The organism is Bradyrhizobium sp. CCBAU 45321 (assembly GCF_028128975.1).
GTDB lineage: Bacteria > Pseudomonadota > Alphaproteobacteria > Rhizobiales > Xanthobacteraceae > Bradyrhizobium > Bradyrhizobium yuanmingense.
Map to the genome: position 1 here is coordinate 185,943 of NZ_LFKZ01000125.1, position 22,300 is coordinate 208,242.

The 22,300-nt window shown below is 65.3% G+C and carries 20 protein-coding genes and 1 pseudogene; 19 read left to right on the forward strand and 2 right to left on the reverse strand.

Annotation, left to right across the window (positions count from 1 at the left end; genetic code table 11):
• The first annotated feature begins 9 nt into the window (after positions 1-9).
• The 7 genes and pseudogenes from ACM43_RS22575 (at position 10) to ACM43_RS22605 (ending at position 7,106) form a co-directional block, all read left to right on the forward strand.
• The gene (locus ACM43_RS22575) at positions 10-837 is read left to right on the forward strand and encodes an ABC transporter substrate-binding protein (RefSeq protein ID WP_271542894.1); all 828 of its coding nucleotides are present in this window, start codon (positions 10-12) and stop codon (positions 835-837) included.
• Positions 834-1,691 carry an amino acid ABC transporter permease gene (locus ACM43_RS22580; RefSeq protein ID WP_036021759.1) on the forward strand — a complete coding sequence of 286 codons (858 nt, stop codon included), beginning with the start codon at positions 834-836 and terminating at the stop codon, positions 1,689-1,691. Before ACM43_RS22575 ends, ACM43_RS22580 begins: the two co-directional genes overlap by 4 nt.
• The gene (locus tag ACM43_RS22585) at positions 1,688-2,452 is read left to right on the forward strand and encodes an amino acid ABC transporter ATP-binding protein (RefSeq protein ID WP_271542895.1); all 765 of its coding nucleotides are present in this window, start codon (positions 1,688-1,690) and stop codon (positions 2,450-2,452) included. The genes ACM43_RS22580 and ACM43_RS22585 overlap by 4 nt, the downstream gene beginning before the upstream one ends.
• Before the next feature lie 15 nt (positions 2,453-2,467).
• Positions 2,468-3,282, forward strand: a pseudogene (locus ACM43_RS22590) (ABC transporter substrate-binding protein).
• Entirely contained in the window at positions 3,269-4,153 is an 885-nt protein-coding gene (locus ACM43_RS22595; protein ID WP_271542896.1) for a polysaccharide deacetylase family protein, read from the forward strand. Before ACM43_RS22590 ends, ACM43_RS22595 begins: the two are co-directional and overlap by 14 nt.
• Positions 4,153-5,736: an ABC transporter substrate-binding protein gene (locus tag ACM43_RS22600; protein WP_271542897.1), complete on the forward strand. Its 1,584-nt coding sequence runs from the start codon at positions 4,153-4,155 to the stop codon at positions 5,734-5,736. The genes ACM43_RS22595 and ACM43_RS22600 overlap by 1 nt, the downstream gene beginning before the upstream one ends.
• A complete protein-coding gene (locus ACM43_RS22605; protein WP_271542898.1) occupies positions 5,733-7,106 on the forward strand; it encodes an amidohydrolase family protein in 1,374 nt (457 codons plus the stop codon). The genes ACM43_RS22600 and ACM43_RS22605 overlap by 4 nt, the downstream gene beginning before the upstream one ends.
• 92 nt (positions 7,107-7,198) lie before the next feature.
• Here the strand turns inward: ACM43_RS22605 and ACM43_RS22610 are convergent, their stop codons facing one another.
• On the reverse strand, positions 7,199-8,098 hold the full coding sequence (locus ACM43_RS22610; RefSeq protein ID WP_128264216.1) for a LysR substrate-binding domain-containing protein: 900 nt from the start codon (positions 8,096-8,098) through the stop codon (positions 7,199-7,201).
• Positions 8,099-8,376: 278 nt separating this feature from the next.
• On the opposite strand from ACM43_RS22610, the gene ACM43_RS22615 reads away from it, so the two are divergent.
• The 10 genes from ACM43_RS22615 (at position 8,377) to ACM43_RS22660 (ending at position 18,343) form a co-directional block, all read left to right on the forward strand.
• Positions 8,377-9,411: an ABC transporter substrate-binding protein gene (locus ACM43_RS22615; RefSeq protein WP_271542899.1), complete on the forward strand. Its 1,035-nt coding sequence runs from the start codon at positions 8,377-8,379 to the stop codon at positions 9,409-9,411.
• 23 nt (positions 9,412-9,434) lie between these two features.
• Complete coding sequence (locus ACM43_RS22620; RefSeq protein WP_271542900.1) at positions 9,435-10,475, forward strand: ABC transporter ATP-binding protein; 1,041 nt, start codon at positions 9,435-9,437, stop codon at positions 10,473-10,475.
• A complete protein-coding gene (locus ACM43_RS22625; protein WP_036041395.1) occupies positions 10,472-11,347 on the forward strand; it encodes an ABC transporter permease in 876 nt (291 codons plus the stop codon). Before ACM43_RS22620 ends, ACM43_RS22625 begins: the two co-directional genes overlap by 4 nt.
• Positions 11,344-12,150, forward strand: a complete 807-nt coding sequence (locus ACM43_RS22630; protein ID WP_271542901.1) for an ABC transporter permease — start codon at positions 11,344-11,346, stop codon at positions 12,148-12,150. The genes ACM43_RS22625 and ACM43_RS22630 overlap by 4 nt, the downstream gene beginning before the upstream one ends.
• A gap of 8 nt (positions 12,151-12,158) precedes the next feature.
• Positions 12,159-13,295 carry an NAD(P)/FAD-dependent oxidoreductase gene (locus tag ACM43_RS22635; RefSeq protein WP_271542902.1) on the forward strand — a complete coding sequence of 379 codons (1,137 nt, stop codon included), beginning with the start codon at positions 12,159-12,161 and terminating at the stop codon, positions 13,293-13,295.
• Between the two features lie 31 nt (positions 13,296-13,326).
• A complete protein-coding gene (locus ACM43_RS22640) occupies positions 13,327-13,623 on the forward strand; it encodes a (2Fe-2S)-binding protein (protein WP_271542903.1) in 297 nt (98 codons plus the stop codon).
• Positions 13,620-15,038, forward strand: a complete 1,419-nt coding sequence (locus tag ACM43_RS22645) for an FAD/NAD(P)-dependent oxidoreductase (RefSeq protein ID WP_271542904.1) — start codon at positions 13,620-13,622, stop codon at positions 15,036-15,038. The genes ACM43_RS22640 and ACM43_RS22645 overlap by 4 nt, the downstream gene beginning before the upstream one ends.
• Positions 15,035-16,156 (forward strand): NAD(P)/FAD-dependent oxidoreductase, encoded by a 1,122-nt coding sequence (locus ACM43_RS22650; RefSeq protein ID WP_271542905.1) that lies wholly within the window; start codon positions 15,035-15,037, stop codon positions 16,154-16,156. The genes ACM43_RS22645 and ACM43_RS22650 overlap by 4 nt, the downstream gene beginning before the upstream one ends.
• Positions 16,157-16,210: 54 nt before the next feature.
• Positions 16,211-16,558 carry a RidA family protein gene (locus ACM43_RS22655; protein ID WP_028138431.1) on the forward strand — a complete coding sequence of 116 codons (348 nt, stop codon included), beginning with the start codon at positions 16,211-16,213 and terminating at the stop codon, positions 16,556-16,558.
• A gap of 171 nt (positions 16,559-16,729) precedes the next feature.
• On the forward strand, positions 16,730-18,343 hold the full coding sequence (locus ACM43_RS22660) for an ABC-F family ATP-binding cassette domain-containing protein (RefSeq protein WP_271542906.1): 1,614 nt from the start codon (positions 16,730-16,732) through the stop codon (positions 18,341-18,343).
• 191 nt (positions 18,344-18,534) lie between these two features.
• Here the strand turns inward: ACM43_RS22660 and ACM43_RS22665 are convergent, their stop codons facing one another.
• The gene (locus ACM43_RS22665; RefSeq protein WP_271542907.1) at positions 18,535-19,869 is read right to left on the reverse strand and encodes a dicarboxylate/amino acid:cation symporter; all 1,335 of its coding nucleotides are present in this window, start codon (positions 19,867-19,869) and stop codon (positions 18,535-18,537) included.
• Between the two features lie 126 nt (positions 19,870-19,995).
• Between ACM43_RS22665 and ACM43_RS22670 the strand changes: the two genes are divergently transcribed.
• Positions 19,996-21,309, forward strand: a complete 1,314-nt coding sequence (locus ACM43_RS22670) for a solute carrier family 23 protein (protein WP_271542908.1) — start codon at positions 19,996-19,998, stop codon at positions 21,307-21,309.
• A gap of 70 nt (positions 21,310-21,379) precedes the next feature.
• Complete coding sequence (locus ACM43_RS22675; RefSeq protein ID WP_271542909.1) at positions 21,380-22,216, forward strand: SDR family oxidoreductase; 837 nt, start codon at positions 21,380-21,382, stop codon at positions 22,214-22,216.
• Positions 22,217-22,300: the final 84 nt, after the last annotated feature.

Sequence of the window (22,300 nt, forward strand, 5' to 3'; positions counted from 1 at the left end):
GGAGCTGACATGACACGCCTCTCGTATTTGCTTGCCTGCGCGGCGCTGGCCGCGGTGACGTCGGCGCGAGGCGCCGAGCTCCCGGCGGAGATCAAGCAGGCCGGCACGCTGAAGCTGACAGTCAACTCCACCTACGCGCCGATGGAATATCGCGATCCCGCAACCAACGAGCTGGTCGGGCTCGACATCGATCTGGCGAAAGAGCTCGCCAAGCGGCTTGGCGACCTCAAGATCGTCTGGAGCGAGACGCCGTTCGCCGAGTTGATCCCCTCGCTCCAGACCAAGCGAGCCGACTTCATTATTTCCGGCATCTCCGATCGTGCCTCGCGGCGCGAGACCGCCGACTTCGTCGATTACCTCGCAACCGGCCCGCAGTTCTTCGTGATGGCGGAGAGCGCGGCCAAGGACGCCCCCGATCTCTGCGGCAAAAAGGTCGGCACCACCCGCAGCACCAGCTTCCCGGTCGAGATCGAGAAGTGGAGCAAGCAAAATTGCGAGCCGGCCGGCAAGCCCGCGATCCAGTACGTTCCGGGCGAGAATTCCATCGACGTCCGCAACCAGCTCAAGCAGGGCCGCATCGACGCCGCCGTGCAGGGCAGCGAGACGTTGCCTTATGCGCAGCAACAGGAGCCCGGCAAGTATCGCATCGTCGGCGAGCCCTTTGCCAGGGGCTATCAGGGCATCATGTTCCGCAAGGACGATGCGGTCTTGCGCGAGGTCGTGACGGAGAAGCTCGCGGCGATGATCGCTGACGGCTCGTACAAGGCCATTCTCGACAAATGGGGCTTGGGGACCAATGCAGTCGCCCAGCCCATGCTGAACGCGGCGCCGCAATGAAGCAGGCGCCGGCACTCGCGCAAGGATTTCCCGATCTGTCGGGCATGCGGATCGCGCGCGAACCGCACTGGTTTCGCTGGATCAGCGCGGCCCTGATCGTCCTCGTGCTGGCGGCGATCGCGCGCGCCTTTGCGAACGGCCAGATCGAATGGTCCTATGTCAGCCGCTTCCTGACCGCAAAGGTCATCCTCGAAGGCATCGTCAACACCATGGTAATGGCGGTGCTGGCGATGATGCTCGGCATCTTCCTCGGCATCGTCGTCGCGATCATGCGGCTGTCGCCCAATCCGGTGCTGAAGTCGGTCGCCGCCGGCTACACCTGGCTGTTCCGCGGAACGCCACTGATCCTGCAGCTGCTGCTGTGGTTCAACCTCGCGCTGGTGTTCCCGACCATCGGTATCCCCGGCCTGTGGTCCGCGCGCGCCGTCGACGTCATGACGCCGTTCCTTGCCGCGCTGCTCGGGCTCGGCATCAACCAGGGCGCCTACACCTCCGAAGTCATGCGCGCCGGCATGCTGTCGGTCGATATCGGGCAATATGAGGCGGCGCAGGCCATCGGCATGGGACGGCTGCGCGCGCTGCGCCGGATCGTGCTGCCGCAGGCGATGCGCGTGGTGATCCCGCCGCTCGGCAACGAGTTCATCGGCATGGTGAAGGCGACCTCGCTCGCCAGCGTGATCCAGTATCCGGAGCTGCTGCACAATGCCGAGAACATCTACTACGCCAACTCCCGCGTCATCGAGCTCCTGATCGTCGCCGGGCTCTGGTACCTGCTCGCGGTTTCGATCCTGACCCCGCTCCAGATGTTGCTCGAACGCCGCTTTGCGCGCGGCACATTGCGGCTGGCGCGATGACAAAACCGCTCGTCGCGATCCGCTCCGTAGCCAAGAACTTTGGAGAGTTTCAGGCTCTCAACAACGTCTCGCTCGACGTCTGGCCCGGCGAGGTGATGTGCCTGATCGGCGCCTCCGGCTCCGGCAAGACGACGCTGCTCCGCTGCATCAATCAGCTTGCCACGATCGATGCCGGGGGCATCTGGCTCGACGGCGAGCTGCTCGGCGTGCGCGAGCAAGGCGGAAAACTCCATCGCCTCAGCGAGCGCGAGATCGGGCGGCAGCGGCTCAAGACCGGCATGGTGTTCCAGCGCTTCAACCTGTTTCCGCACAAGACCGCGCTGGAGAACATCACGGAAGGTCCGATCCAGGTTCAGGGGCGCAAGCCGGACGAGGTGCGCGCCGAGGCGATCGAACTGCTTCGTCGCGTCGGGCTGGCGGCCAAGGCGGATTCCTATCCGGCGCAGCTCTCCGGCGGCCAGCAGCAGCGTGTCGCGATCGCGCGGGCGCTCGCCATGAAGCCGATGCTGATGCTGTTCGACGAGCCCACCAGCGCGCTCGATCCCGAGCTCGTCGGCGAGGTGCTCGCGGTGATGAAGGAACTGGCGCGAAGCGGCATGTCCATGATGGTGGTGACGCACGAGCTCGGCTTCGCCCGCGAGGTCGCCGACCGCGTCGTCTACATGGATCAGGGCGCGATCGTCGAGCAGGGCCGCGCCTCCGACGTGTTGGGCGCGCCGCGCGAGGAGCGCACCAAGGCATTTCTATCGGCAGTGATCTGACATTGGGGGTATGTGATGAAGAGACTTTTGCTTGCGGCGGCGTTCCTGGGCGTCATGAGCGCGTCGGCAATGGCGGCCGAATTGCCGCCTGAAATCGCAAAGCGCGGCAGCATCAAAGTGGCGGTCGTGCCGAATTATCCGCCGATGGAGTTCCGCGATCCCGCCACCAACGCGCTCTCCGGCTTCGACGTCGATCTCGGTGAAGCCATCGGCCGCAAGCTCGGCGTCAAGATCGAATGGACCGAGACCAGTTTTGCCGAGTTCATGCCCTCGATCTCGACCGGGCGGGTGGATGCCATCCTGTCCGGCTTCACCGACTATGCGAGCCGGCACGAGGTCGCGACCTTCGTCGATTATTTGCGCAGCGGCCCGCAGTTCTTCGTGCAGGCGTCGCGCAAGCCGGAATTCAGGGGTGCGACGTCACTGTGCGGCAAGAAGGTCGGCTCCAGCCGCCGCACGATGTTCCCGGCCCAGATCACCGCGTGGAGCGAGAAGAACTGCGGCAGCAATCCGATCCAGGTCGTCGGCACCGACGGCTCGGCCGACGCGCGCACCCAGCTGAGGCAAGGCCGCATCGATGCCGCTGCCCAGGGCAACGAGACGCTGCCCTACATCATGGACCTCGAGCCCAACACCTATGCGACCGTGGGCGAGCCCATCGCACAGCAATTCACCGGCATTGCTCTGCCGGTGAAGGAGAAGGCATTGCAGCAGGCAATGCTGGAAGCCGTCGACGCACTGATCGCGGACGGCACCTACAAGACGCTGCTGGCGAAGTGGAATTGAGCGACAACGCAATCGAGAAGGCGACCATCAATGCTGGACAGTAAGGCACTCCAGAGCATTCCGCTCGTTCCGGCCAACACCGCGGATCCCGCGCCCGAATATCCCTGGCCGAAGCCGTACACATCCGCGATGTTCCTGTCGTTCGACGTGGACGCCGAGAGTGCCTGGACCAGCAAGGACGCGGCGCATGCGCAGCGGCTCATCACCATGAGCTATGGCGGCTACGAGGCGCGCGTCGGCACGCCGAAGCTGCTGGAGCTGCTCGGCCAGCTCGATCTCAAGGCGACGTTCTTCGTCACGGGGTGGTCGGTCGACGCGCATCCGGCGATGGCGGAATCCATCTTGAAGGCCGGTCACGAGATCGGACATCACGGCTATCACCATCTGCTGCCGGATCCCGGCGATCCCTGGATCGAGGAGGAGCTGGAGCGCGGTTTCGAGGCTTTGAAGCGCCGGCTCGGCGTCAAGCCGACCGGCTATCGCGCGCCCTATGGCGAGTTCACGGAGGAACTGCGCGTCGCGCTGGTGCGGCACGGTATCGTCTATACGTCCTCGTTCCGCGACGACGTCAGGCCCTATCGCCATCGTCTCGCCGACGGCAGGCCCGGCACGATCGAGCTGCCGGTCACCGCGAGCTATGACGACTGGATGCACGGCCTGTCCGCGCGCTTCAGTCCGCGCTCGATTTTCCCGAAGGAGCACGTGCTCTCGATGTGGAAGGACGAGCTGGACGAAGTCCGCGACTGGGGCGCGATGGTGACGACCGTGCTGCATCCGCAATGCAGCGGCCGCCCGATGCGGCTGCGTCTGCTGCGCGAGTTCCTGAGCTACGCAAAGTCGTGCCCGGATGTCTGGATCACCACCGGCGAGAACATCGCGGAAAACTTCCTGCGCCACGAAGCCGGTCACCGCTGATGTCCATCTCCCGCCGTTCGCTCCTCAAGGCCGGCGCGGCGCTGCCGGCGCTGTCGCTGCCGGGCATCGTCCGCGCTGAATCGCAATCCACGCTGCGCTTCATTCCCGTCATCGATCTCGCCTTCGTCGATCCCATCTATTCGACGGCACAGGTGTCGCGAAACCACGGCTTCATGGTTTACGATACGCTGTACGGCATGAGCTCCTCGCTCCAGGTCTCGCCGCAGATGCTGTCGGGCCAGGCCATCTCCGCCGACCAGCTGCAGTGGGACCTCACGCTTCGTGATGGTCTGTTCTGGCACGACGGCGAACGCGTGCTGGCGCGCGATTGCGTCGCCAGCATCCGCCGCTGGGCCGCGCGCGACGGCTTTGGCGGCGAGCTGATGGAGGCGACCGCCGAGCTCACCGCTGCCGACGACCGCACCATCCGCTTTCGTCTGAAGCGTCCTTTTCCGCTGCTGCCGCAGGCGCTCGGCAAGGCCGCGATCAACGCTTGCTTCATGATGCCGGAGCGGCTGGCGAGCCAGGATCCGTTCAAGCCGCTCACCGATGTCATTGGCAGCGGCCCGTTCCGCTATCTCGCCGACGAGCGCGTACAGGGCGCGCGCAACGCCTATGCCAAATTCGAGCGCTACCAGCCGCGCACCGACGGCAAGCCGGATTGGACCGCGGGGCCGAAGATCGTGCACTACGATCGCGTGGTCTGGACCACTACGCCCGATGCCGGCACCGGCGTCGCCGCGCTGCAGACCGGCGAGCAGGACTGGCAGGAGACCACGCCGCACGATCTCTTGCCAGTGATCAAGGCGGCCGGCGATATCGAGACGCGCATCCTCGATCCCAGAGGCTACGCCTGCATGCTGCGCCTCAACCACCTGCAGCCGCTGTTCGACAATCCCGCCATCCGCCGCGCGCTCCTGGGTGCGATCGATCAGTCCGCGTTCATGACCGCTGTCGCCGGCACCGATCCGGCGTTCCAGGTCTCGCCGGTCGGCTATTTCGCACCCGGCACCCCGATGGCAAATGAGGTCGGCCTCGACGTGTTCCGCGGCCCGCGCGACTACGCCAAGGTCAAGGCTGACCTCAAGGCCGCCGGCTATAACGGCGAGAAGATCGTGCTGCTGGTCCCCACCAATTCGCTGGCGCAAAAGCCGCTTGGCGAGATCGCGGTGGACTCGTTGCGCAAGGCCGGCATGAACGTCGAATATGCCGGCCTCGATTTCGCCGTGGTGCTGCAGCGCCAGCTGAAGAAGGATCCGCTTCCGCAGGGCGGCTGGAGCGCCGCGGTCGGCAACTGGCAGGGCATCGACTGGCTCAACCCGGCCGGCAACACCAACATCCGCGGTGAAGGCAAGGTCGCCGGCTGGTACGCGAGCACGAAGATGGGCGAGTTGCGCAGCCAGTGGCTGGCGGCCTCCGAGCTCGCCGAACAGCAGCGCATCTGCCGCGAAGTCCAGAGGGTGGCGTTCGAGGAAATCCCCTATATTCCGATCGGCCTCTACAAGCAGCCGACGGCCTATCGCAAGGCCATCACCGGCATTCTCGACGGCACCGCCGTGTTCTGGAACGTGCGCCCCGCATGAGCACCACAGCAATCTTCGGCAGCTATGTGCTGTCACGCAAAGACGGCGCGCAGGATGTCTTGCGCGACCACTGGGTTCTCGTCCAAGGCAAGAAGATTGCAGCGATCACGCGCGACAAGCCGCGCGCCGATCAGGTCTATGATCGCCCAGGCCGCTTCGTCCTGCCGGGCCTGCTCAACCTGCACAATCATTGCTTCTCGGAAGCAGTGGCGCGCAGCCACACCGAGGACGGCAACGGCCGCAAGAACAACCAGAGCATCGTCTACACGGTGCTGCTGCCGCTGACCAAGCGCGGCGCCGATATCCTCTCCGCAGAAGAGCGGCTTGCGGTGGCGCGGCTCGGCATCCTCCAGCTGCTCAAGGGCGGCGCCACCACGGTGATGGAGCCGTTCCGCAACTCGATCCCCGAGATGTTCGACGCGGCGGAGGAGATGGGCATCCGCTTCTACGGAGCGCCCTATCTGTTCTCGACCTCCGACGCCAAGGCCGGGCCTGACGGTGTGGTCCAATATTCCGGCGATGACGGCGCTGCTGATATGGCGACGTGGGACGCGCTCTATCAGCGCTGGAATAGTCGCGGCGACGGCCGCATCAAGCTCGCCATGAGCCCGCATGCGACCGACACCTGCGGCCCCGATCTGCTGAAGGCCTGCGCCAGCCGGGCGCGCGAGCTCGGCGTTCCCATCACGACGCACATGGCGCAGAGCCGCGCCGAGGTCGAGACCATCGCCAAGCGCTATGGCGGCCGCACCCCGGCGCAATATCTCGATTGGCTCGGCCTGCTCGCGCCCGATCTGATGGCGGCGCATTGCATGTTCTCGAGCGACGACGATCTCAGGCTGATGGCCGCGCGCGGCATGACCGTCTTGAACTGCCCGCGCGTGTTCGCGCGTGCCGGCATCACCGCGCCGTTCAGCCGCTTCGCCGCGCACGGCGTGCGCACCGTGGTCGGCACCGACGGCTACAACATGGACCTGCTCGGCGAGCTCAATGCGGCGTCGCTGATCTCCAAGATCATTTCGGCGCGCCCTGACGTCGCGAACTCACCCGAGCTGATCGAGGCGAACACGAGGGTCGCCGCCGACGTCATCAAGCGGCCCGATCTCGGCCGCATCGAGCCGGGCGCGACCGCCGATCTCACTATCGTCGATCTCACCCATCCGCATCTGCAGCCGCTGTTCGACCCGCGCCGCGCGCTGATCGCACTCGCCAACCGCGCCAATATCGATCAGGTCATGGTCGACGGCCGGGTCCTGGTCGATGAGGGGCGCTATCTCGGCGCGGATGAAGCTGCGATCATTGCGGCGGGCACCGCCGCGATCGGCAAGATCTGGGATCTGCCGGAGGCGCAGGCGGCGTTCAGTGGTTGAGCGCTACTGGCGCCACGAAGACGGTGCGCTCCCTCTCCCGCTTGCGGGAGAGGTGGCAGCGAGCATGGAGCTGCACTGTTCGAACCGAAGCCCTAATCCTCGAACTCCACCAGCGCCTTGCGCATGGTCTCGACCAGGTCCAGCGCCACCGGTGATGGACTGCGCTGCGCCGGAAAGACCGCGGAGAATTCGAAGTCGATGCGCGGCAGGAAGCGGCGCACGACGACGCCGCGCGTTGCAAATTCCTGCGCCGTGAAGGGATCGCAGATCGCGACGCCAAGGCCCGACGACACCATGCCGCACATGATCTCCGACAGCGTGGTCTCGACGCGCAGCACGCGGCGGACATCGTGGCGGTGGAAGACCTGGTCGACGAGATGCCGGCTCGAGGATCCCGCCGACAGCGAGATGAAGGTCTCGCCCTCGAAATCGCGCGGCTCCAGCACTTCCTTCTCCGCGAGGCGATGACCGGTCGGCAGCACTGCGACGCGCGCTGGCGCCGGCAGTCTCTGGCTCGGCAGACCGGAATGCGCGATCGGCACCTCGGCAAAGCCGACGTCACATTGATTGTTCAGCACCCAGTCGACCACGATCGGCGAGATGACACCGAAGAAGGCCAGGTTGAGGTTGGGCCGCTCCTTCAGGAAGTGACCGGTGAGCCGCGGCAGATAGCCGTTCGACAGCGCCGGCAGTGCTGCGATGCGTAGCGAGCCCGTGCGGCGTCCGCGGATTTCTTCCGCCGCCGCCGTGATGCGTTCAAGGCCGACGAAGGAACGCTCGACCTCGGTGTAGAGCGCCATCGCCGCGGCGGTCGGCACCAGACCGGTGCCGCGCCGCTCGAACAGCTCCATTTTGAGCAGGGCCTGGAGGTCGCGCAGCAAGCGGCTGACGGCCGGCTGCGTCACCTTCATCAGCGCCGCCGCCTCGGTCACGCTGCCAGTCAGCATCGTCGCGCGGAAGGCCTCCACCTGCCGCGAATTGATCCGCGCCATCCCCAGTCCCATCCATAACATTTCGGCATGCAGAGGGTGCCATTATTCATTGGACGATGGAAGCTTGGGTCTGCGATCTTTTTCATCAGGACTGGAGACAGCCCGCTTTTTCGGCAGATTGGAGGGGTTCAAACCTCCAGATCGCGCCAAAACCCACCGAATGGGGGCCGGAGCCCTGATCGGAGAGGGATTCGCGCGGAAGGGAATGCGGCAACGCGCTTCAGCCAAGCGAGACTCGTCGGCACGTCACCTCATTCCGGTATTGGAGATCGGTCCACATGAAGACTTTTCGCCTTCTGACCGCGGTCAGCATCGCAGCGCTCATTGCCGCTCCCTCGGCCGCCTCGGCCCAGCAAAAGACGCTCTACGTCGCCGGCTATGGCGGCTCGTTCGAGAAGACCATCCGCGACGAGGTGATCCCGGCCTTCGAGAAGGAGAACGGCGTCAAGGTCGAATACGTCGCTGGCAACTCCACCGACACGCTGGCCAAGCTCCAGGCCCAGAAGGGCAACCAGCAGATCGACGTTGCCATCGTCGACGACGGCCCGATGTACCAGGCCATCCAGCTCGGCTTCTGCGGCAAGCTCGACGGCCTGCCCGCCGATCTCTACGACACCGCGCGCTTCAAGGACGATCGCGCCGTCGCGATCGGCATCGTCGCTACCGGCCTGATGTACAACACCAAGGTGTTCAAGGAGAAAGGCTGGGCGCCGCCGACCTCGTGGAACGATCTGAAGGACACGAAATACGCAAAACAGCTCGTGATCCCGCCGATCAACAACACCTATGGCCTCGAAGCGCTGGTGATGCTGTCGAAGATGAACGGCGGCGGCGAGACCAACGTCGAGTCCGGCTTCAAGATCTTCAAGGAGCAGATCAATCCGAACGTGCTGGCCTATGAGCCGTCGCCGGGCAAGATGACCGAGCTGTTCCAGTCCGGCCAGGCCGTGATCGCGGTGTGGGGCACCGGCCGCGTGCAGAGCTTCGCCAATACCGGCTTCCCTGTCGACTTCGTCTATCCCAAGGAAGGCGCAGCGACGCTGCTGACCACGGCGTGTCCGATCAACAAGCCCAATGCTTCGCCGCTCGCTGCGAGCTTCGTCAAGATGCTGCTCGATCCGAAAACCCAGCTCGTGATGCTGAAGGATTACGGCTACGGCCCGGTGCTGAAATCGCTGGTGATCCCGCCCGAGCTCGGCAAGATGGCGCCGATCGGCGAGCGCGCGGCCAAGCTCTACAATCCGGACTGGACCGTCATCAACGAGAAGCGCGAGGAGTGGACCAAGCGCTGGAATCGCGAGGTCGAACGCTGATCGGTCGCCGCGGAGACAGCGTCATGGCCTATCTCGAGCTCGATCGGGTCGCAAAGCAGTTCGGCACGCAGACCGTGGTCGATGACTTCAGCCTGTCGGTGGGAAAGGGGGAGTTCATCTCCTTCCTCGGCCCGTCCGGCTGCGGCAAGACCACGACGCTGCAGATGATCGCGGGCTTCCTCGATCCGACACGCGGCGCGATCCGGCTCGAGGGCAAGGACCTGACCGCGATCCATCCGGCCAAGCGCGGCCTCGGCATCGTGTTCCAGAGCTACGCGCTGTTTCCGCACATGACCGCGGCGGAGAACGTCGCCTTCGGCCTGGAGATGCGTGGCGTGCCGCGCGCTGAAAGGTCCGAACGCGTCCGCGCCGCACTCGCGATGGTGGGCCTCGCCGGATACGAGGACCGTCACCCCCGCCGCATGTCCGGCGGCCAGCAGCAGCGCGTGGCGCTGGCGCGTGCGCTGGTGATCAAGCCGAGCGTGCTGCTGCTCGACGAGCCGCTGTCCAACCTCGACGCCAAGCTGCGCGAGGAGATGCAGATCGAGCTGCGCCAGATCCAGCGCACCGTCGGCACCACCACGATCCTGGTCACGCACGACCAGAACGAGGCGATGTCGCTGTCCGACCGTATCGTGGTGATGAGCCAGGGCAAGATCGAGCAGATCGGCACGCCGCAGCAAACCTATGAGAAGCCGGCCTCGGCCTTCGTCTCGCAATTCCTCGGCAAGACCAACGACTTTGCCGGAATGATCGACCGGACCGTGGCGCCGACGCAACTGGTGGCCGGCTCCTGGCGCGCACCGGCGCCGGCCGGGCTTGGCGGTCCCGTGACCGTCAGCGTGCGTCCCGAAAGAATCGGCTTCGGCGATACGGGGCTCAGCGCAAAGATCATCACGCGCATCTTCCAGGGCAATCACTGGCTGTTCCAGTGCGACAGCGAATGCGGCCCGGCGATCGTGATCCGCCAGAACGACGGCAAAGCGCAGCCGGCCGAAGGCGACGCGGTTCGCCTCACCTGGCGGCCCGAGGACATGAGCGTGCGCGCGAGGGCCGGCGCATGAGCATGGCGGCCGAGGAGCGCAGCCTGCGCGCGCCGTGGGTGCTGACCGCGCCCGCTTTGATGCTATTCGTTGGCGTGCTGCTGATTCCGCTGGCGATGACGGTGATGCTGTCGTTCCACGATTGGGGCCAGTACAAGGGCATCGAGCCGGTCTTCATCCTCAAGAACTGGCACGAGATCGCGACCGATCCCTATTACGCCGAGATGTTCTGGCGGACCTTCCGCATCGCGATCCTGACCACGCTGCTCACCGCACTGCTCGGCGCGCCCGAAGCCTATATCCTCAACCGCATGAGCGGCCGCTGGAAGAGTTTTTTCCTGCTGGTCATTCTCGGGCCGCTTCTCATCTCGGTGGTGGCGCGCACGCTGGGCTGGGCCCTGCTGTTTGGCGGCAACAACGGGCTGGTCAACAAGCTCCTGATGTCACTCGGGCTAATCGGCTCCCCCATTCCCTTCATGTTCACCGAAACAGGCGTGGTGATCGCGCTCGCGCATGTGATGATGCCGTTCATGGTGCTCTCGGTGTGGGCGGCGCTGCAGCGACTCGATCCGCAGATCGAGAATGCCGCGATGTCGCTCGGCGCGGGCCCTGCGACCATCATCCGCCGCATCATCATGCCCCAGATCATGCCCGGCGTGCTGTCGGGCGCGATCATCGTGTTTTCGCTCTCGGCCAGCGCGTTCGCAACACCCGCGATCATCGGCGGGCGCCGGCTCAAGGTCGCGGCAACGCTCGCCTATGACGAATTCCTCAACACCCTGAACTGGCCACTCGGTGCCGCCGTCGCGACGCTGCTGCTGGCCGCACTGGTGCTGATCGTCGTCGGCAGCAACGCGCTGATCGAGCGCCGCTATGCGGAGGTGTTCCGATGAGCCGGAACGGACCGCTCGCGCTGATCTTCCACACCGTCTTCGTCATCGTCATGGTGGCGCCAATCTTGGTGGTCTGTCTTGTCGCCTTCACGCCCGAAGGTTTTCTGTCGCTGCCGACCAACGGGTTTTCGCTGCGCTGGTTCAGGACCATCGCGAACTACCCCGAGTTCATCCATGCGTTCTGGGTCAGCCTCGGCCTTGGCGCGCTGTCCTCGCTCGTGGCGCTCCTGTTCGCGGTGCCGGCGGCGCTCGCAATCGCGCGCTATCGTTTCCGCGGCCGTGATGCGCTGGCGGCGCTGTTCCTGTCGCCGCTGATGATCCCGCACGTCGTGCTCGGCATCGCCTTCCTGCGCTTCTTCACCTCGGTGGGACTAGGCGGAAGCTTTGCCGCGCTGATCATCGCCCATGTCATCATCGTGTTCCCGTTCGCGCTGCGGCTGACGCTGGCGGCGGCGACCGGCATGGACCGCACGGTCGAGATGGCGGCGGTCTCGCTCGGCGCCGGCGGCTGGACGCTGTTTCGCCGCGTGACCTTGCCGCTGATCCTGCCCGGCGTCATCAGCGGCTGGGCGCTCGCCTTCATCCAGTCCTTCGACGATCTCACCATGACCGTCTTCCTTGCTGCGCCAGGGACCGAGACGTTGCCGGTCCGCATGTTTCTCTACATCCAGGACAACATCGATCCGCTTGTGACGTCGGTCTCGGCCTGCGTGATCGCAATCACCATGGCCGCCCTCATTCTGCTCGACCGCTTCTACGGGCTCGACCGTGTGCTCGCCGGCAAGGGCGATACGGGACGATAGGAGAACTCATGCCAGGAGAATACGACGTCGCCGTCGTCGGCGGCGGATTGCTCGGCTCCGCCATTGCCTGGGGCCTCGGCCGGCTCGGCAAGAAGGTCGCCGTGCTCGACGAAGGCGACATCACCAAGCGCGCCTCGCGCGCGAACTTCGCGCTGGTGTGGGTGCAGAGCAAAGGGCTCGGCATGCCTGCCTATACGCGGTGGACCGTGCAGGCCTCGCAAGCGTGGGGCCGGCTGGCCTCCGAGCTGAAGCAGCAGACGGGCCTCGACGTCGCCCTGCAGCAGAACGGCGGTTTTCATCTTACGCTCGGCGAGGACGAATTCGGCCAGCGCACCGAGCTCGTCAAGCGCATGCACAACCAGGTCGGCGCGGCCGACTACAAGATGGAGATGCTGCGGCCGTCCGAGGTGAAGAAGGCACTACCGCTGATCGGCCCCGAGGTCTCCGGCGGCAGCTATTGTCCGCTCGACGGCCACGTCAATTCGCTGCGCACTTTCCGCGCCTTCCACACCGGCTTCATTGCGTTCGGCATCGACTATTTTCCGGAGCGCCCGGTATCGGCGATCAGCAAGAGCGGCGGCGAATTTCGCCTGACGACGCCGCAGGGCGAGCTGCGTGCCGCCAAGATCGTGCTTGCCGCCGGCAATGCCAACCAGACGTTGGCGCCGATGGTCGGCCTCTTTGCGCCGATGGGCCCGACTCGCGGCCAGGTCGTCGTGACCGAGCGCACCATGCCGTTCCTGCCGCATCCGCTGACCACGATCCGCCAGACCGACGAGGGTACGGTGATGATCGGCGACAGCAAGGAGGACGAGCTCGACGATCGCACGTTGAAGCCGTCGATCAGCGGCGTCATGGCCGATCGCGCGCAGCGCATGTTCCCGCATCTGGCGCGGCTCAACGTGGTCAGGAGCTGGTCCGGCATTCGCGTCATGCCGCAGGACGGCTTCCCGATCTACGACCAGTCGGAGACGCATCCCGGCGCCTTCGTCGCCTGCTGCCATTCCGGCGTGACGCTCGCCTCCAACCACGCCTTCGAGATCGCGCGCATGGTGGCACAGGGCGCGCTCGAGCCGGAGCTGGTCGGCGCGTTCTCGGCGAGCCGTTTTGGCGGCGCAGGTGCTGCCAACAGCAGCGGTTACTGAAGATTTTGAGAAGGAGCCAAGAGGCATCCCCATGTTCAAGCGATCCGAACAGGACAACCGGCCAGAGGTGCAGATCTTCGTCGACGGCGTCGCCGTCGCAGCGCGCCAGGGCGACACCGTCTCTGCCGCGCTGCTGGCCTCGGGCTGCGACGCACGGCGTTCCACCGCTGTCAGCGGCGCGCCGCGTCTGCCTTATTGCATGATGGGCGTCTGCTTCGACTGCCTCGTCACCATCGACGGCGTCGGCAACCGGCAAGGGTGCCTTGTGCCCGTCGCCGAGGGCATGCAGATCGAAATTCAGAAGGGCAAGCGGGAGATCGGAAAATGAGCGTGGCTCCCAAGCGCGAAAACTATGACGTCGTGGTGATCGGCGCCGGGCCTGCCGGCCTTGCTGCTGCCGCAACATCCGCTGAGGCTGGCCTCTCGACGCTGCTGCTCGACGAGAACATCGGCCCCGGCGGTCAGGTGTTCCGTGCGATTTCTTCGACTCCGGTCACCGAGCGCAATCAGCTCGGCGCCGATTATTGGGTCGGGGCCGAGCTCGTGCAGTCGCTGCGCGCGAGCAGCGCGGAAGTCATCCAGCGTGCGACTGTCTGGAGCCTCGACCGCAATCTCGATATTGCCGTCTCGATCGGCGGCGCCTCGGCCTTCGTCAAGGCGAAACGCGTGATTCTCGCGACCGGCGCGCTGGAGCGGCCCTTCCCAATTCCCGGCTGGACGCTGCCGGGCGTGATGACCGCGGGCGCGGCGCAGACCATGCTGAAGTCCTCGGCGCTGGTGCCCGACGGACGCACGGCGATCGCAGGGCAGGGGCCGCTGCTGTGGCTGCTCGCCGCGCAGATCCTGCGGCTTGGCGGCCGCATCGATCGTATTCTAAACACCACCGAGCGCGGCAATTATTTCGCCGCGCTGCCGTATGCCTTCGCGTTCCTGACCTCGCCCTATTTCGCCAAGGGCCTGTCGATGATGCGCGAAGTGAAGGCAAAGGTGCAGGTCGTCTCTGGCGTCACCGAGCTTGCGGCTTCCGGTGATGGCCAGCTTGCCAGCGTGAGCTATGTCGCCGGCGGCAAGCGCGAGACCATTCCCACCGATCTGTTGCTGCTGCATCAGGGTGTCGTGCCCAACGTCAATCTGGCGATGTCCGCCGGCATCGAGCATCGCTGGGATGATCTGCAGCTCTGCTGGTCGCCGGTGCTGGACGCGAGCGGCAATTCGTCGGTCGCCGGCATCGCGATCGCCGGTGACGGGGCCGGCATCGGCGGCGCGAGTGCAGCCGTGGTGCGCGGTCGCATTGCCGCGCGCGCCGCGGTCGAAGCACTGGCGCCCGCTTCTGCCGCAAAACTTCCCGCAATGGCGACGCTCCGTTCCGACCTCGCCAAGGCCGAGCGTGGCCGCCTGTTTCTCGACACGCTGTTCCGCCCCGCGCCGCACTTCCGCGTTCCCTCGGGCGATACTATCGTCTGCCGCTGCGAGGAGGTGACCGCGAAGGACGTGCTCGATTCCGTCGCGATCGGCGCGACCGGACCGAATCAGCTCAAGGCCTATCGCCGCACCGGCATGGGCCCGTGCCAGGGCCGGCTCTGCGGCCTCACCGTCACCGAGCTGATGGCGCAGGCGCGCGGCAAGACCCCGCAGGAGATCGGTTACTACCGCCTGCGCGCGCCGGTGAAGCCGATCACGCTGGCCGAGCTCGCCGCCGTTCCGAAGAGCGAGGCCGACGTCAAGGCCGTGGTGCGCGGATGAGCACAAACGTGGATGCGATCGTCATTGGCGGCGGCATCCACGGGTGCTCGACCACGCTGCATCTGTGTCTCGCCGGCCTGAAGCCGGTGTTGATCGAAAAGGACTATGCCGGCCGCCACGCCTCGGGCGTCAACGCCGGTGGCGTTCGTCAGCTCGCCCGGCACATCCCGGAGATCCCGCTGTCGATCCGCTCGATGGGAATCTGGGAGAAGATTTCGGAGCTCCTCGACGACGATTGCAGCTTTGAGAGCTACGGCCAGGTTCTCGTCGCTGAGAACGAGGACGAGCTCGCGGCCTGCCGCGCGCGGGTCGCCGAGCTCAACGCACTGGGCTTCACCCACGAAGAGCTGATCGGCGCCGCCGAACTGCGCCGGCTGGTGCCGGCGGTGGCCGAGACCTGTCCCGGCGGCGTGGTCTCGCGCCGGGATGGCGCGGCTAATCCGGCGCAGACGACGACGGCGTTCCGCCGCAAGGCCGAGCAGTTAGGTGCGACCGTGCGCGAAGGCGTCGCGGCCGGCAACATCCGCCACAACGACGGTCTCTGGCACGTCGATGCGGGTTCGGAGAGCTTTGCCGCGCCGGTGCTGGTTAATGCGGCCGGCGCCTGGGCGGGCAGGATCGCGGCTGATCTCGGCGAGCCGGTGCCGGTCGAGACCGTGGCGCCGATGCTGATGATCACTTCGCGCGTTCCGCACTTCATCGACCCCGTCGTGATCCTGCGCGGCCGGAAGCTGTCCTTCAAGCAGTTCAAGAACGGCACCGTGCTGATCGGCGGCGGCCATCTGGCTACGCCTTATCAGGACCGCAACGAAACGGTGCTGGACTGGAAGAGCCTTGCGACCAGCGCGCAGATCGTGTTCGAGCTGTTTCCGGTGATGCGTAGCGCCACCATCGTTCGCGCCTGGGCCGGCATCGAAGCCAAGATGAAGGACGACATTCCCGTGTTCGGGCCGAGCTCGCGTCACAAGGGCCTCTATCACCAGTTCGGCTTCTCGCTGCACGGTTTCCAGCTCGGCCCTGGCGCCGGCGCCGTGATGGCGGAGCTGATCGTCAACGGCGGCACCCAGACCCGCATCAGTGATCTCGGCATCGACCGCTTCCACCCTTCCGCACTCTAGCATGATCCGAATAGCCGAAAAGATCATGCTCAAACAAAGGAACAAGAGGACATCATGAGCATCACCCGCAGCATCCGCACGCCCATCATGCACCGCGCCGTCGAAGCCAATGGCTTCGTCTTCCTCGGCGGCACGATCGCCGACGACACCTCGGTCTCGATGGGTGAGCAGACCCGCAACATCCTCGGCAAGATCGCCGGCTATCTGAAGGAGGCGGGAACCGACAAGTCGCGCGTGGTCAGCGCCTCGATCTTCGTCACCGATCTCTCCAAGAAGAAGGAGATGGACGCGGCCTGGACCGAATTCTTCGGCGACAATCTGCCGACCCGCGCCACCGTCGGCGTCGCCGATCTCGGCGGCGGCGCGCTAATTGAGGTGGTGGTGACCGCGCTCAAGGGCTGATGGCGCACGGCGAGGAAGGACGACAGCGCCCATCACGCTGTTGCCTCCTCGTGCCGCGCCTTGATCTCGCCCTTTGATGGGACTAGTTAGAGAATTCCTCAATCAGGATCTTCGCAGCCATGGATTTCACCCCGACCGCAACGCCCATCCGCCTTGCTCACGGGGAACTCCATGCCCGCTTCAATCATCCTGTCGAACTTGTCGCTGTCCACGCCTGACGGCCGCTCTCTCTTCTCAAACCTCGATCTGACATTCGGCGCCGAGCGAACTGGTCTCGTCGGCCGTAACGGCGTTGGCAAGACGACGCTGCTTGCGTCGATGCTCGGAGAACATATTCCTCAGTCGGGACGCGTTCTGATCAACGGCACTATCGGCTTGTTACGCCAGGACGTGCAGGTTCTTGCCGGCGCGACCGTGGCGGATATGTTCGGTGTGCGGCCAGCGCTCGAGTTGCTGCGCCGTGCCGAGCGGGGCGACGCCTCCGCCGACGAGGTCGCTGCGGTCGACTGGACGCTCGAGACGCGGCTTGGGGCCGCGCTGGCGCGCCTCGGGTTCGATCCGTCTCCCGATACGGAGCTGTCGTGCCTGTCCGGTGGCCAGATCACGCGGGTTCGTCTCGCCGCGCTGGTGTTCGCTGCGCCTGACTTCCTGCTGCTGGACGAGCCCACCAACAATCTCGACCAGGACGGACGCAAGGCCGTCACCGATCTGCTGGCTGCCTGGCGCGGCGGCGCGATTATCGTCAGCCACGACCGGACACTGCTCGACACCATGGATGCGATCGTCGAGCTGACGTCGCTCGGCGCGACACGATATGGCGGCAATTGGAGCAGCTTTCGAACGCAGAAGGCCATCGAGCTCGCGGCTGTGAGGCACGATCTCGCGCTTGCCGAGAACCGCCTGTCCGAGATCGACGGGAGGGCGCAGGAGGCCGCGGAGAAGAAAGCGCGCAAGGACAGCGGCGGCAGAAAGAAGCGCGCCAAGGGCGACATGCCGCGCATCCTGGCCGGCGCCCGCAAGGATCGCAGCGAGGACACCGGCGGCAAGAATGCGCAAATCGCCGAGCGGCAGCGCGCGGAAGCACTTCAAGCCATCGACACGGCGCGCCGGCGCATCGAGGTTCTTCAGCCGCTCTCGGTCAAATTGCCCGCAACCGACCTGCCGGCGGGGAGGGAGGTGCTTTGGCTTGACGGTGTCAGCGCTGGCTTTCGGCCGGAGCAGCCTGTCCTGCGCGACCTCTCATTTGCGGTGGTCGGGCCGGAGCGCGTCGCGCTGCTCGGGCCCAATGGCTCCGGCAAGACGACGCTGCTGAAGCTCATCGTGGGCGAGCTGCGTCCGCTTGCGGGCATCGTGCGGGTCAGGCCGGATTTCGCGTTGTTCGACCAGAAGGTCAGCCTGCTCGAACCGGCGCGCTCCATCCTGGACAATTTTCGGCGTCTCAATCCGAAGGCCGGTGCGAACGAGTGCCATGCCGCGCTGGCCCGGTTCATGTTTCGCGCCGATGCCGCCTTGCAAATCGTCGGGAGCCTGAGCGGTGGGCAAATGTTCCGCGCGGGCCTCGCTTGCGTGCTGGGCGGGCAGCCGCCGCCGTCGCTGCTGATCCTGGACGAGCCGACTAATCATCTCGACTTCGAGTCCATCGAAGCCGTCGAGGCCGGCTTGCGGGCCTATGACGGCGCTCTGCTGGTCGTCAGCCATGACGAGGCGTTCCTGCAGGCGATCGGGATCACGCGGCGGATCGAACTTGCCGCCAATTTGCCGCGCATCGATGGCGGGATCGTCTGATCCCGCCTGGCGCTCTGGATCTGGCTGTGATTATCAAAAGCCCGACGCCCTGCCCCCAGCGCGTCGGGCGGAAAAAATGAGTATAAATCCGTGATCCCAACGCCAGTGTTGTGACGCGGGCCGCATCGATTTTCTACTCCGGGAAACTACCGCATCGGAACCAGGCTTCGTCTGCTCACCGACTGCGCGGCCTACGAGGCCGCGCCTCCACCCGGCTCCAGCGCCTCGCCGATCTCCAGCGGATGCGCCATGGTCTCGTGCAGCGCGTCGCGGTCGAGCTCGCCTTCGGAGATGCTGATGACCACGCAGGCAACGCCATTTCCGATCAGGTTGGTCAGCGCGCGGCATTCGCTCATGAACTTGTCGATGCCGACCAGGATCGCGATCGACTGGATCGGGATATCAGGCACGATCGACAGCGTCGCGGCGAGCGTGATGAAGCCGGCGCCGGTCACGCCCGAGGCCCCCTTGGAGGTGATCATGGCGATGCCGAGAATGCCGAGCTCCTGCCAGATGGTCAGATGGGTGTTGGTCGCCTGCGCCAGGAACAGCGTCGCCAGCGTCATGTAGATGTTAGTGCCGTCGAGATTGAAGCTGTAGCCGGTCGGGATGACGAGGCCCACCACGGAGCGTGAGGCGCCGAGATGCTCCATCTTCTGGATCATCTGCGGCAGCACGGTCTCGGAGGACGAGGTGCCGAGAACGATCAAAAGCTCGTCCTTGATATAGGCGATGAAGCGCAGGATCGAGAAGCCGGCGAGCCGGGCGATCGAACCCAGCACGATCAGCACGAACAGGATACTGGTCAGATAGAACGTGCCGATCAGCGCGGCGAGATTGAGCAGCGAGCCGAGGCCGTAGGCGCCGACGGTGAACGCCATCGCGCCGAAGGCGCCGATCGGCGCGACGCGCACGATGATGCGGATGATGCCGAAGAACATCTTCGCCGCCTTGTCGATAGCGTCCGCAATAGGCTCGCCGGCCTTGCCGAGAAAGGCGATGGCGAAGCCGGACAGGATCGAGATCAGCAGCACCTGCAAGAGGTCGCCGCGCGCAATGGCGCCGAGATAGCTGTCGGGAATGATCGCCATCAGATGGGCGACGATGCCCTCTTCGTGGGCCTTGGTGACGTAGGTCGCCACCGATTTCGGGTCGATCGTGGTTGGATCGATGTTGAAGCCGTGTCCGGGCTGGAGAATCTCCCCGACCAGAAGGCCGACCGCGAGCGCCACGGTCGAGACCGTCTCGAAATAGATTAGCGACTTCAGCCCGACCCGGCCGACCCGCTTCAGATCGCCCATCGAGGAAATGCCGTGCACCACGGTGCAGAAGATCACGGGCGCGATCATCATCTTGATCAGCGCGATGAAGCCGTCGCCGAGTGGCTTCAAGGCCTTGCCGAGATCGGGATAGAGATAGCCGATGAGCACGCCGAGTGCGATCGCGATCAGCACCTGGACGTAGAGGATCTTGTACCAGGGCTGGTGCCGGCGCTGGATGGCTGACGGGATCGCAATCTGTGTCATAATGTAAGCTCGGGAACGGATTGATTGTGCATGATTTGCATCATGTGATGGGCGCCGCAGAAGCGACAATCACGTTTTTGTCTGTTGGCACGACCATCGGTCGTTGCGCCGAACTTGGGTGGGAACATGACGATCGCAACAGGCTCGGACGAGCAGAGCTATTTTCCACGTTGGAAGCTCAAGACCTCGGGCGTGATCATGCCGGAGGAGCGGCTGTCCTGGGGCCAGACCATCGTCTCGGGTCTTCAACATTGCGTCGCGATGTCCGGTGCGACGATCATCGCGCCGCTGTTGATGGGGTTCGATCCCAACGTTGCAGTTCTGTTCTCCGGCGTCGGCACGCTGATCTTCTTCGTCATCGTCGCCGGGCGCGTGCCGAGCTATCTCGGCTCGAGCTTCGCCTTCATCGCCGTCGTCATCGCCGCCACCGGCTATGCCGGGCAGGGGCCGAACCCGAACCTGTCGGTTGCGCTCGGCGGCATCGTCGGCGCCGGAGTGCTGTATGGCCTGATTTCGCTGGTCGTGATGTGGTCCGGTGTCGGCTGGATCGAGCGGCTGCTGCCGCCGGCCGTTACCGGCGCCGTCGTCGCCGCGATCGGCCTCAATCTCGCGCCGGTTGCGGTCAAGGCAGTTAGCGCCAATGCATTCGACACCTGGATCGGCCTCGCTACCGTCTTGATCATCGGCGTGGTCGCCGTTGCAGCACCAGGCCTGTGGCGCCGCCTACCGATCATCCTCGGGGCGCTCGGCGGCTATCTCTTGTACCTGCTGTTCGCGAACGGCCTCGGCTTCGGCAAGCCGATCGACTTCACGCAATTGTCGGCCGCGCCGTGGCTCGGGCTGCCGAACTTCACTGCGCCGAGCTTCCATGCCGATGCGATCTTCCTCATCGCGCCGGTTGCCGTCATTCTCGTTGCCGAGAACCTCGGGCACATCAAGGCCGTTGGCGCCATGACCGGCCGAAGCCTCGATTTTTATCTTGGCCGCGCCCTTTTCGCCGACAGCTTAGCTACCATCGTGGCGGCGTGCGGCGGGGGCACCGGCGTCACCACCTATGCCGAGAACATCGGCGTGATGGCAGCGACCAAGGTTTATTCGACCCTGCTGTTCGTGTTCGCAGCCCTGGTGTCGATCCTGCTCGGCTTCTCGCCGAAATTCGGCGCGCTCATCTTGTCCATCCCGGGTCCCGTCATCGGGGGGCTTTCGATCGTGCTGTTCGGATTGATCGCGGCGATGGCCGGACGGATCTGGGTCGAGAACAAGGTCGACTTCGCCAATCCTGCGAACCTCATCACGGTCGCGGTGGCGCTGATCGCAGGGGCCGGCGATCTCACGCTCAAATTCGGTGCATTCACGATCGGCGGCATCGGCACCGCGACGTTCGGCGCGATCATCCTCTATCAGATCTTGACCTCGCCGCGCGCGCAGCGAGCCGACTAGATGCCGGCATCTGCGAGGGATGGAACAAAACGCCGGTTCCATCCATGATGATGCATCCCGGAGAAAACACATGCCGCAAACCGAACGCTCGACCCCGTTTCCCTCGCGCCTCGTCGGCCAGTACGCGCTGGTGACCGGCGCCTCACAAGGCATCGGTCGTGCCGTTGCCATCCGGCTCGCCCAGGAAGGCGCGACCGTCGCCATCAATTATTTCGGCAGTCCCGACGGGGCGGACGAGACGCTCGCGCTCGCACGAGCCGCATCGAGCGATCGCGGCCACGGCAGGCTCGACCATATCGTCGTCAAGGCCGATGTCGGCAATGAGCAGGACATCGCCGCGATGTTCGAGACGGTCCTGGCGCGCTTCAAGCGTCTCGATTGTCTCGTCAACAATGCCGGCTTCCAGCGGGAATCGCCGAGCGAGGCGCTCGACGTCGAAACCTATCGCCGCATCATCGACGTCAACCTGAACGGCGCCGTGCTGTGTGCCCAGAAGGCGCTGGCGCATTTCGTCGCGCGCGGCGCAGGCGGCAGCATCATCAACTGCTCCAGCGTCCACCAGATCATCCCCAAACCCGGCTATCTCGCTTACTCGATCAGCAAGGGCGGCATGGCCAATCTCACGCGCACGCTGGCGCTGGAATTCGCCGGCCAGCGCATCCGCGTCAATGCGGTTGGTCCCGGCGCGATCGACACGCCGATCAATGCGGCCTGGACCGGCGATCCGGAGAAGCGCGGCGTCGTCACCTCCCACATTCCGATGGGGCGCGTCGGCACGCCGGAAGAGATCGCCGCGGTGTTCGCCTTCCTCGCCTCGGAGGACGCCAGCTACATCACCGGGCAGACCATCTATGCCTGCGGGGGCCTGACGCTGTTTCCAGAGTTTCGGGAGAACTGGGCAAGCTGAAAACCGGCTTGGGGTTGCGCGCGCCTCGCGTGGGATAGTGGGGCGCGACCGGTTGGGGGTCTGCGGCGCCGTGTGCTATCGATC

Excerpts from the sequence above, each read along its gene's own strand:
- ACM43_RS22575 (WP_271542894.1), top strand. The coding sequence starts at position 10 with ATGACACGCCTCTCGTATTTGCTTGCCTGCGCGGCGCTGGCCGCGGTG.
- ACM43_RS22580 (WP_036021759.1), top strand. The coding sequence starts at position 834 with ATGAAGCAGGCGCCGGCACTCGCGCAAGGATTTCCCGATCTGTCGGGC.
- ACM43_RS22585 (WP_271542895.1), top strand. The coding sequence starts at position 1,688 with ATGACAAAACCGCTCGTCGCGATCCGCTCCGTAGCCAAGAACTTTGGA.
- ACM43_RS22595 (WP_271542896.1), top strand. The coding sequence starts at position 3,269 with ATGCTGGACAGTAAGGCACTCCAGAGCATTCCGCTCGTTCCGGCCAAC.
- ACM43_RS22600 (WP_271542897.1), top strand. The coding sequence starts at position 4,153 with ATGTCCATCTCCCGCCGTTCGCTCCTCAAGGCCGGCGCGGCGCTGCCG.
- ACM43_RS22605 (WP_271542898.1), top strand. The coding sequence starts at position 5,733 with ATGAGCACCACAGCAATCTTCGGCAGCTATGTGCTGTCACGCAAAGAC.
- ACM43_RS22610 (WP_128264216.1), bottom strand. The coding sequence starts at position 8,098 with ATGGCGCGGATCAATTCGCGGCAGGTGGAGGCCTTCCGCGCGACGATG.
- ACM43_RS22615 (WP_271542899.1), top strand. The coding sequence starts at position 8,377 with ATGAAGACTTTTCGCCTTCTGACCGCGGTCAGCATCGCAGCGCTCATT.
- ACM43_RS22620 (WP_271542900.1), top strand. The coding sequence starts at position 9,435 with ATGGCCTATCTCGAGCTCGATCGGGTCGCAAAGCAGTTCGGCACGCAG.
- ACM43_RS22625 (WP_036041395.1), top strand. The coding sequence starts at position 10,472 with ATGAGCATGGCGGCCGAGGAGCGCAGCCTGCGCGCGCCGTGGGTGCTG.
- ACM43_RS22630 (WP_271542901.1), top strand. The coding sequence starts at position 11,344 with ATGAGCCGGAACGGACCGCTCGCGCTGATCTTCCACACCGTCTTCGTC.
- ACM43_RS22635 (WP_271542902.1), top strand. The coding sequence starts at position 12,159 with ATGCCAGGAGAATACGACGTCGCCGTCGTCGGCGGCGGATTGCTCGGC.
- ACM43_RS22640 (WP_271542903.1), top strand. The coding sequence starts at position 13,327 with ATGTTCAAGCGATCCGAACAGGACAACCGGCCAGAGGTGCAGATCTTC.
- ACM43_RS22645 (WP_271542904.1), top strand. The coding sequence starts at position 13,620 with ATGAGCGTGGCTCCCAAGCGCGAAAACTATGACGTCGTGGTGATCGGC.
- ACM43_RS22650 (WP_271542905.1), top strand. The coding sequence starts at position 15,035 with ATGAGCACAAACGTGGATGCGATCGTCATTGGCGGCGGCATCCACGGG.
- ACM43_RS22655 (WP_028138431.1), top strand. The coding sequence starts at position 16,211 with ATGAGCATCACCCGCAGCATCCGCACGCCCATCATGCACCGCGCCGTC.
- ACM43_RS22660 (WP_271542906.1), top strand. The coding sequence starts at position 16,730 with ATGCCCGCTTCAATCATCCTGTCGAACTTGTCGCTGTCCACGCCTGAC.
- ACM43_RS22665 (WP_271542907.1), bottom strand. The coding sequence starts at position 19,869 with ATGACACAGATTGCGATCCCGTCAGCCATCCAGCGCCGGCACCAGCCC.
- ACM43_RS22670 (WP_271542908.1), top strand. The coding sequence starts at position 19,996 with ATGACGATCGCAACAGGCTCGGACGAGCAGAGCTATTTTCCACGTTGG.
- ACM43_RS22675 (WP_271542909.1), top strand. The coding sequence starts at position 21,380 with ATGCCGCAAACCGAACGCTCGACCCCGTTTCCCTCGCGCCTCGTCGGC.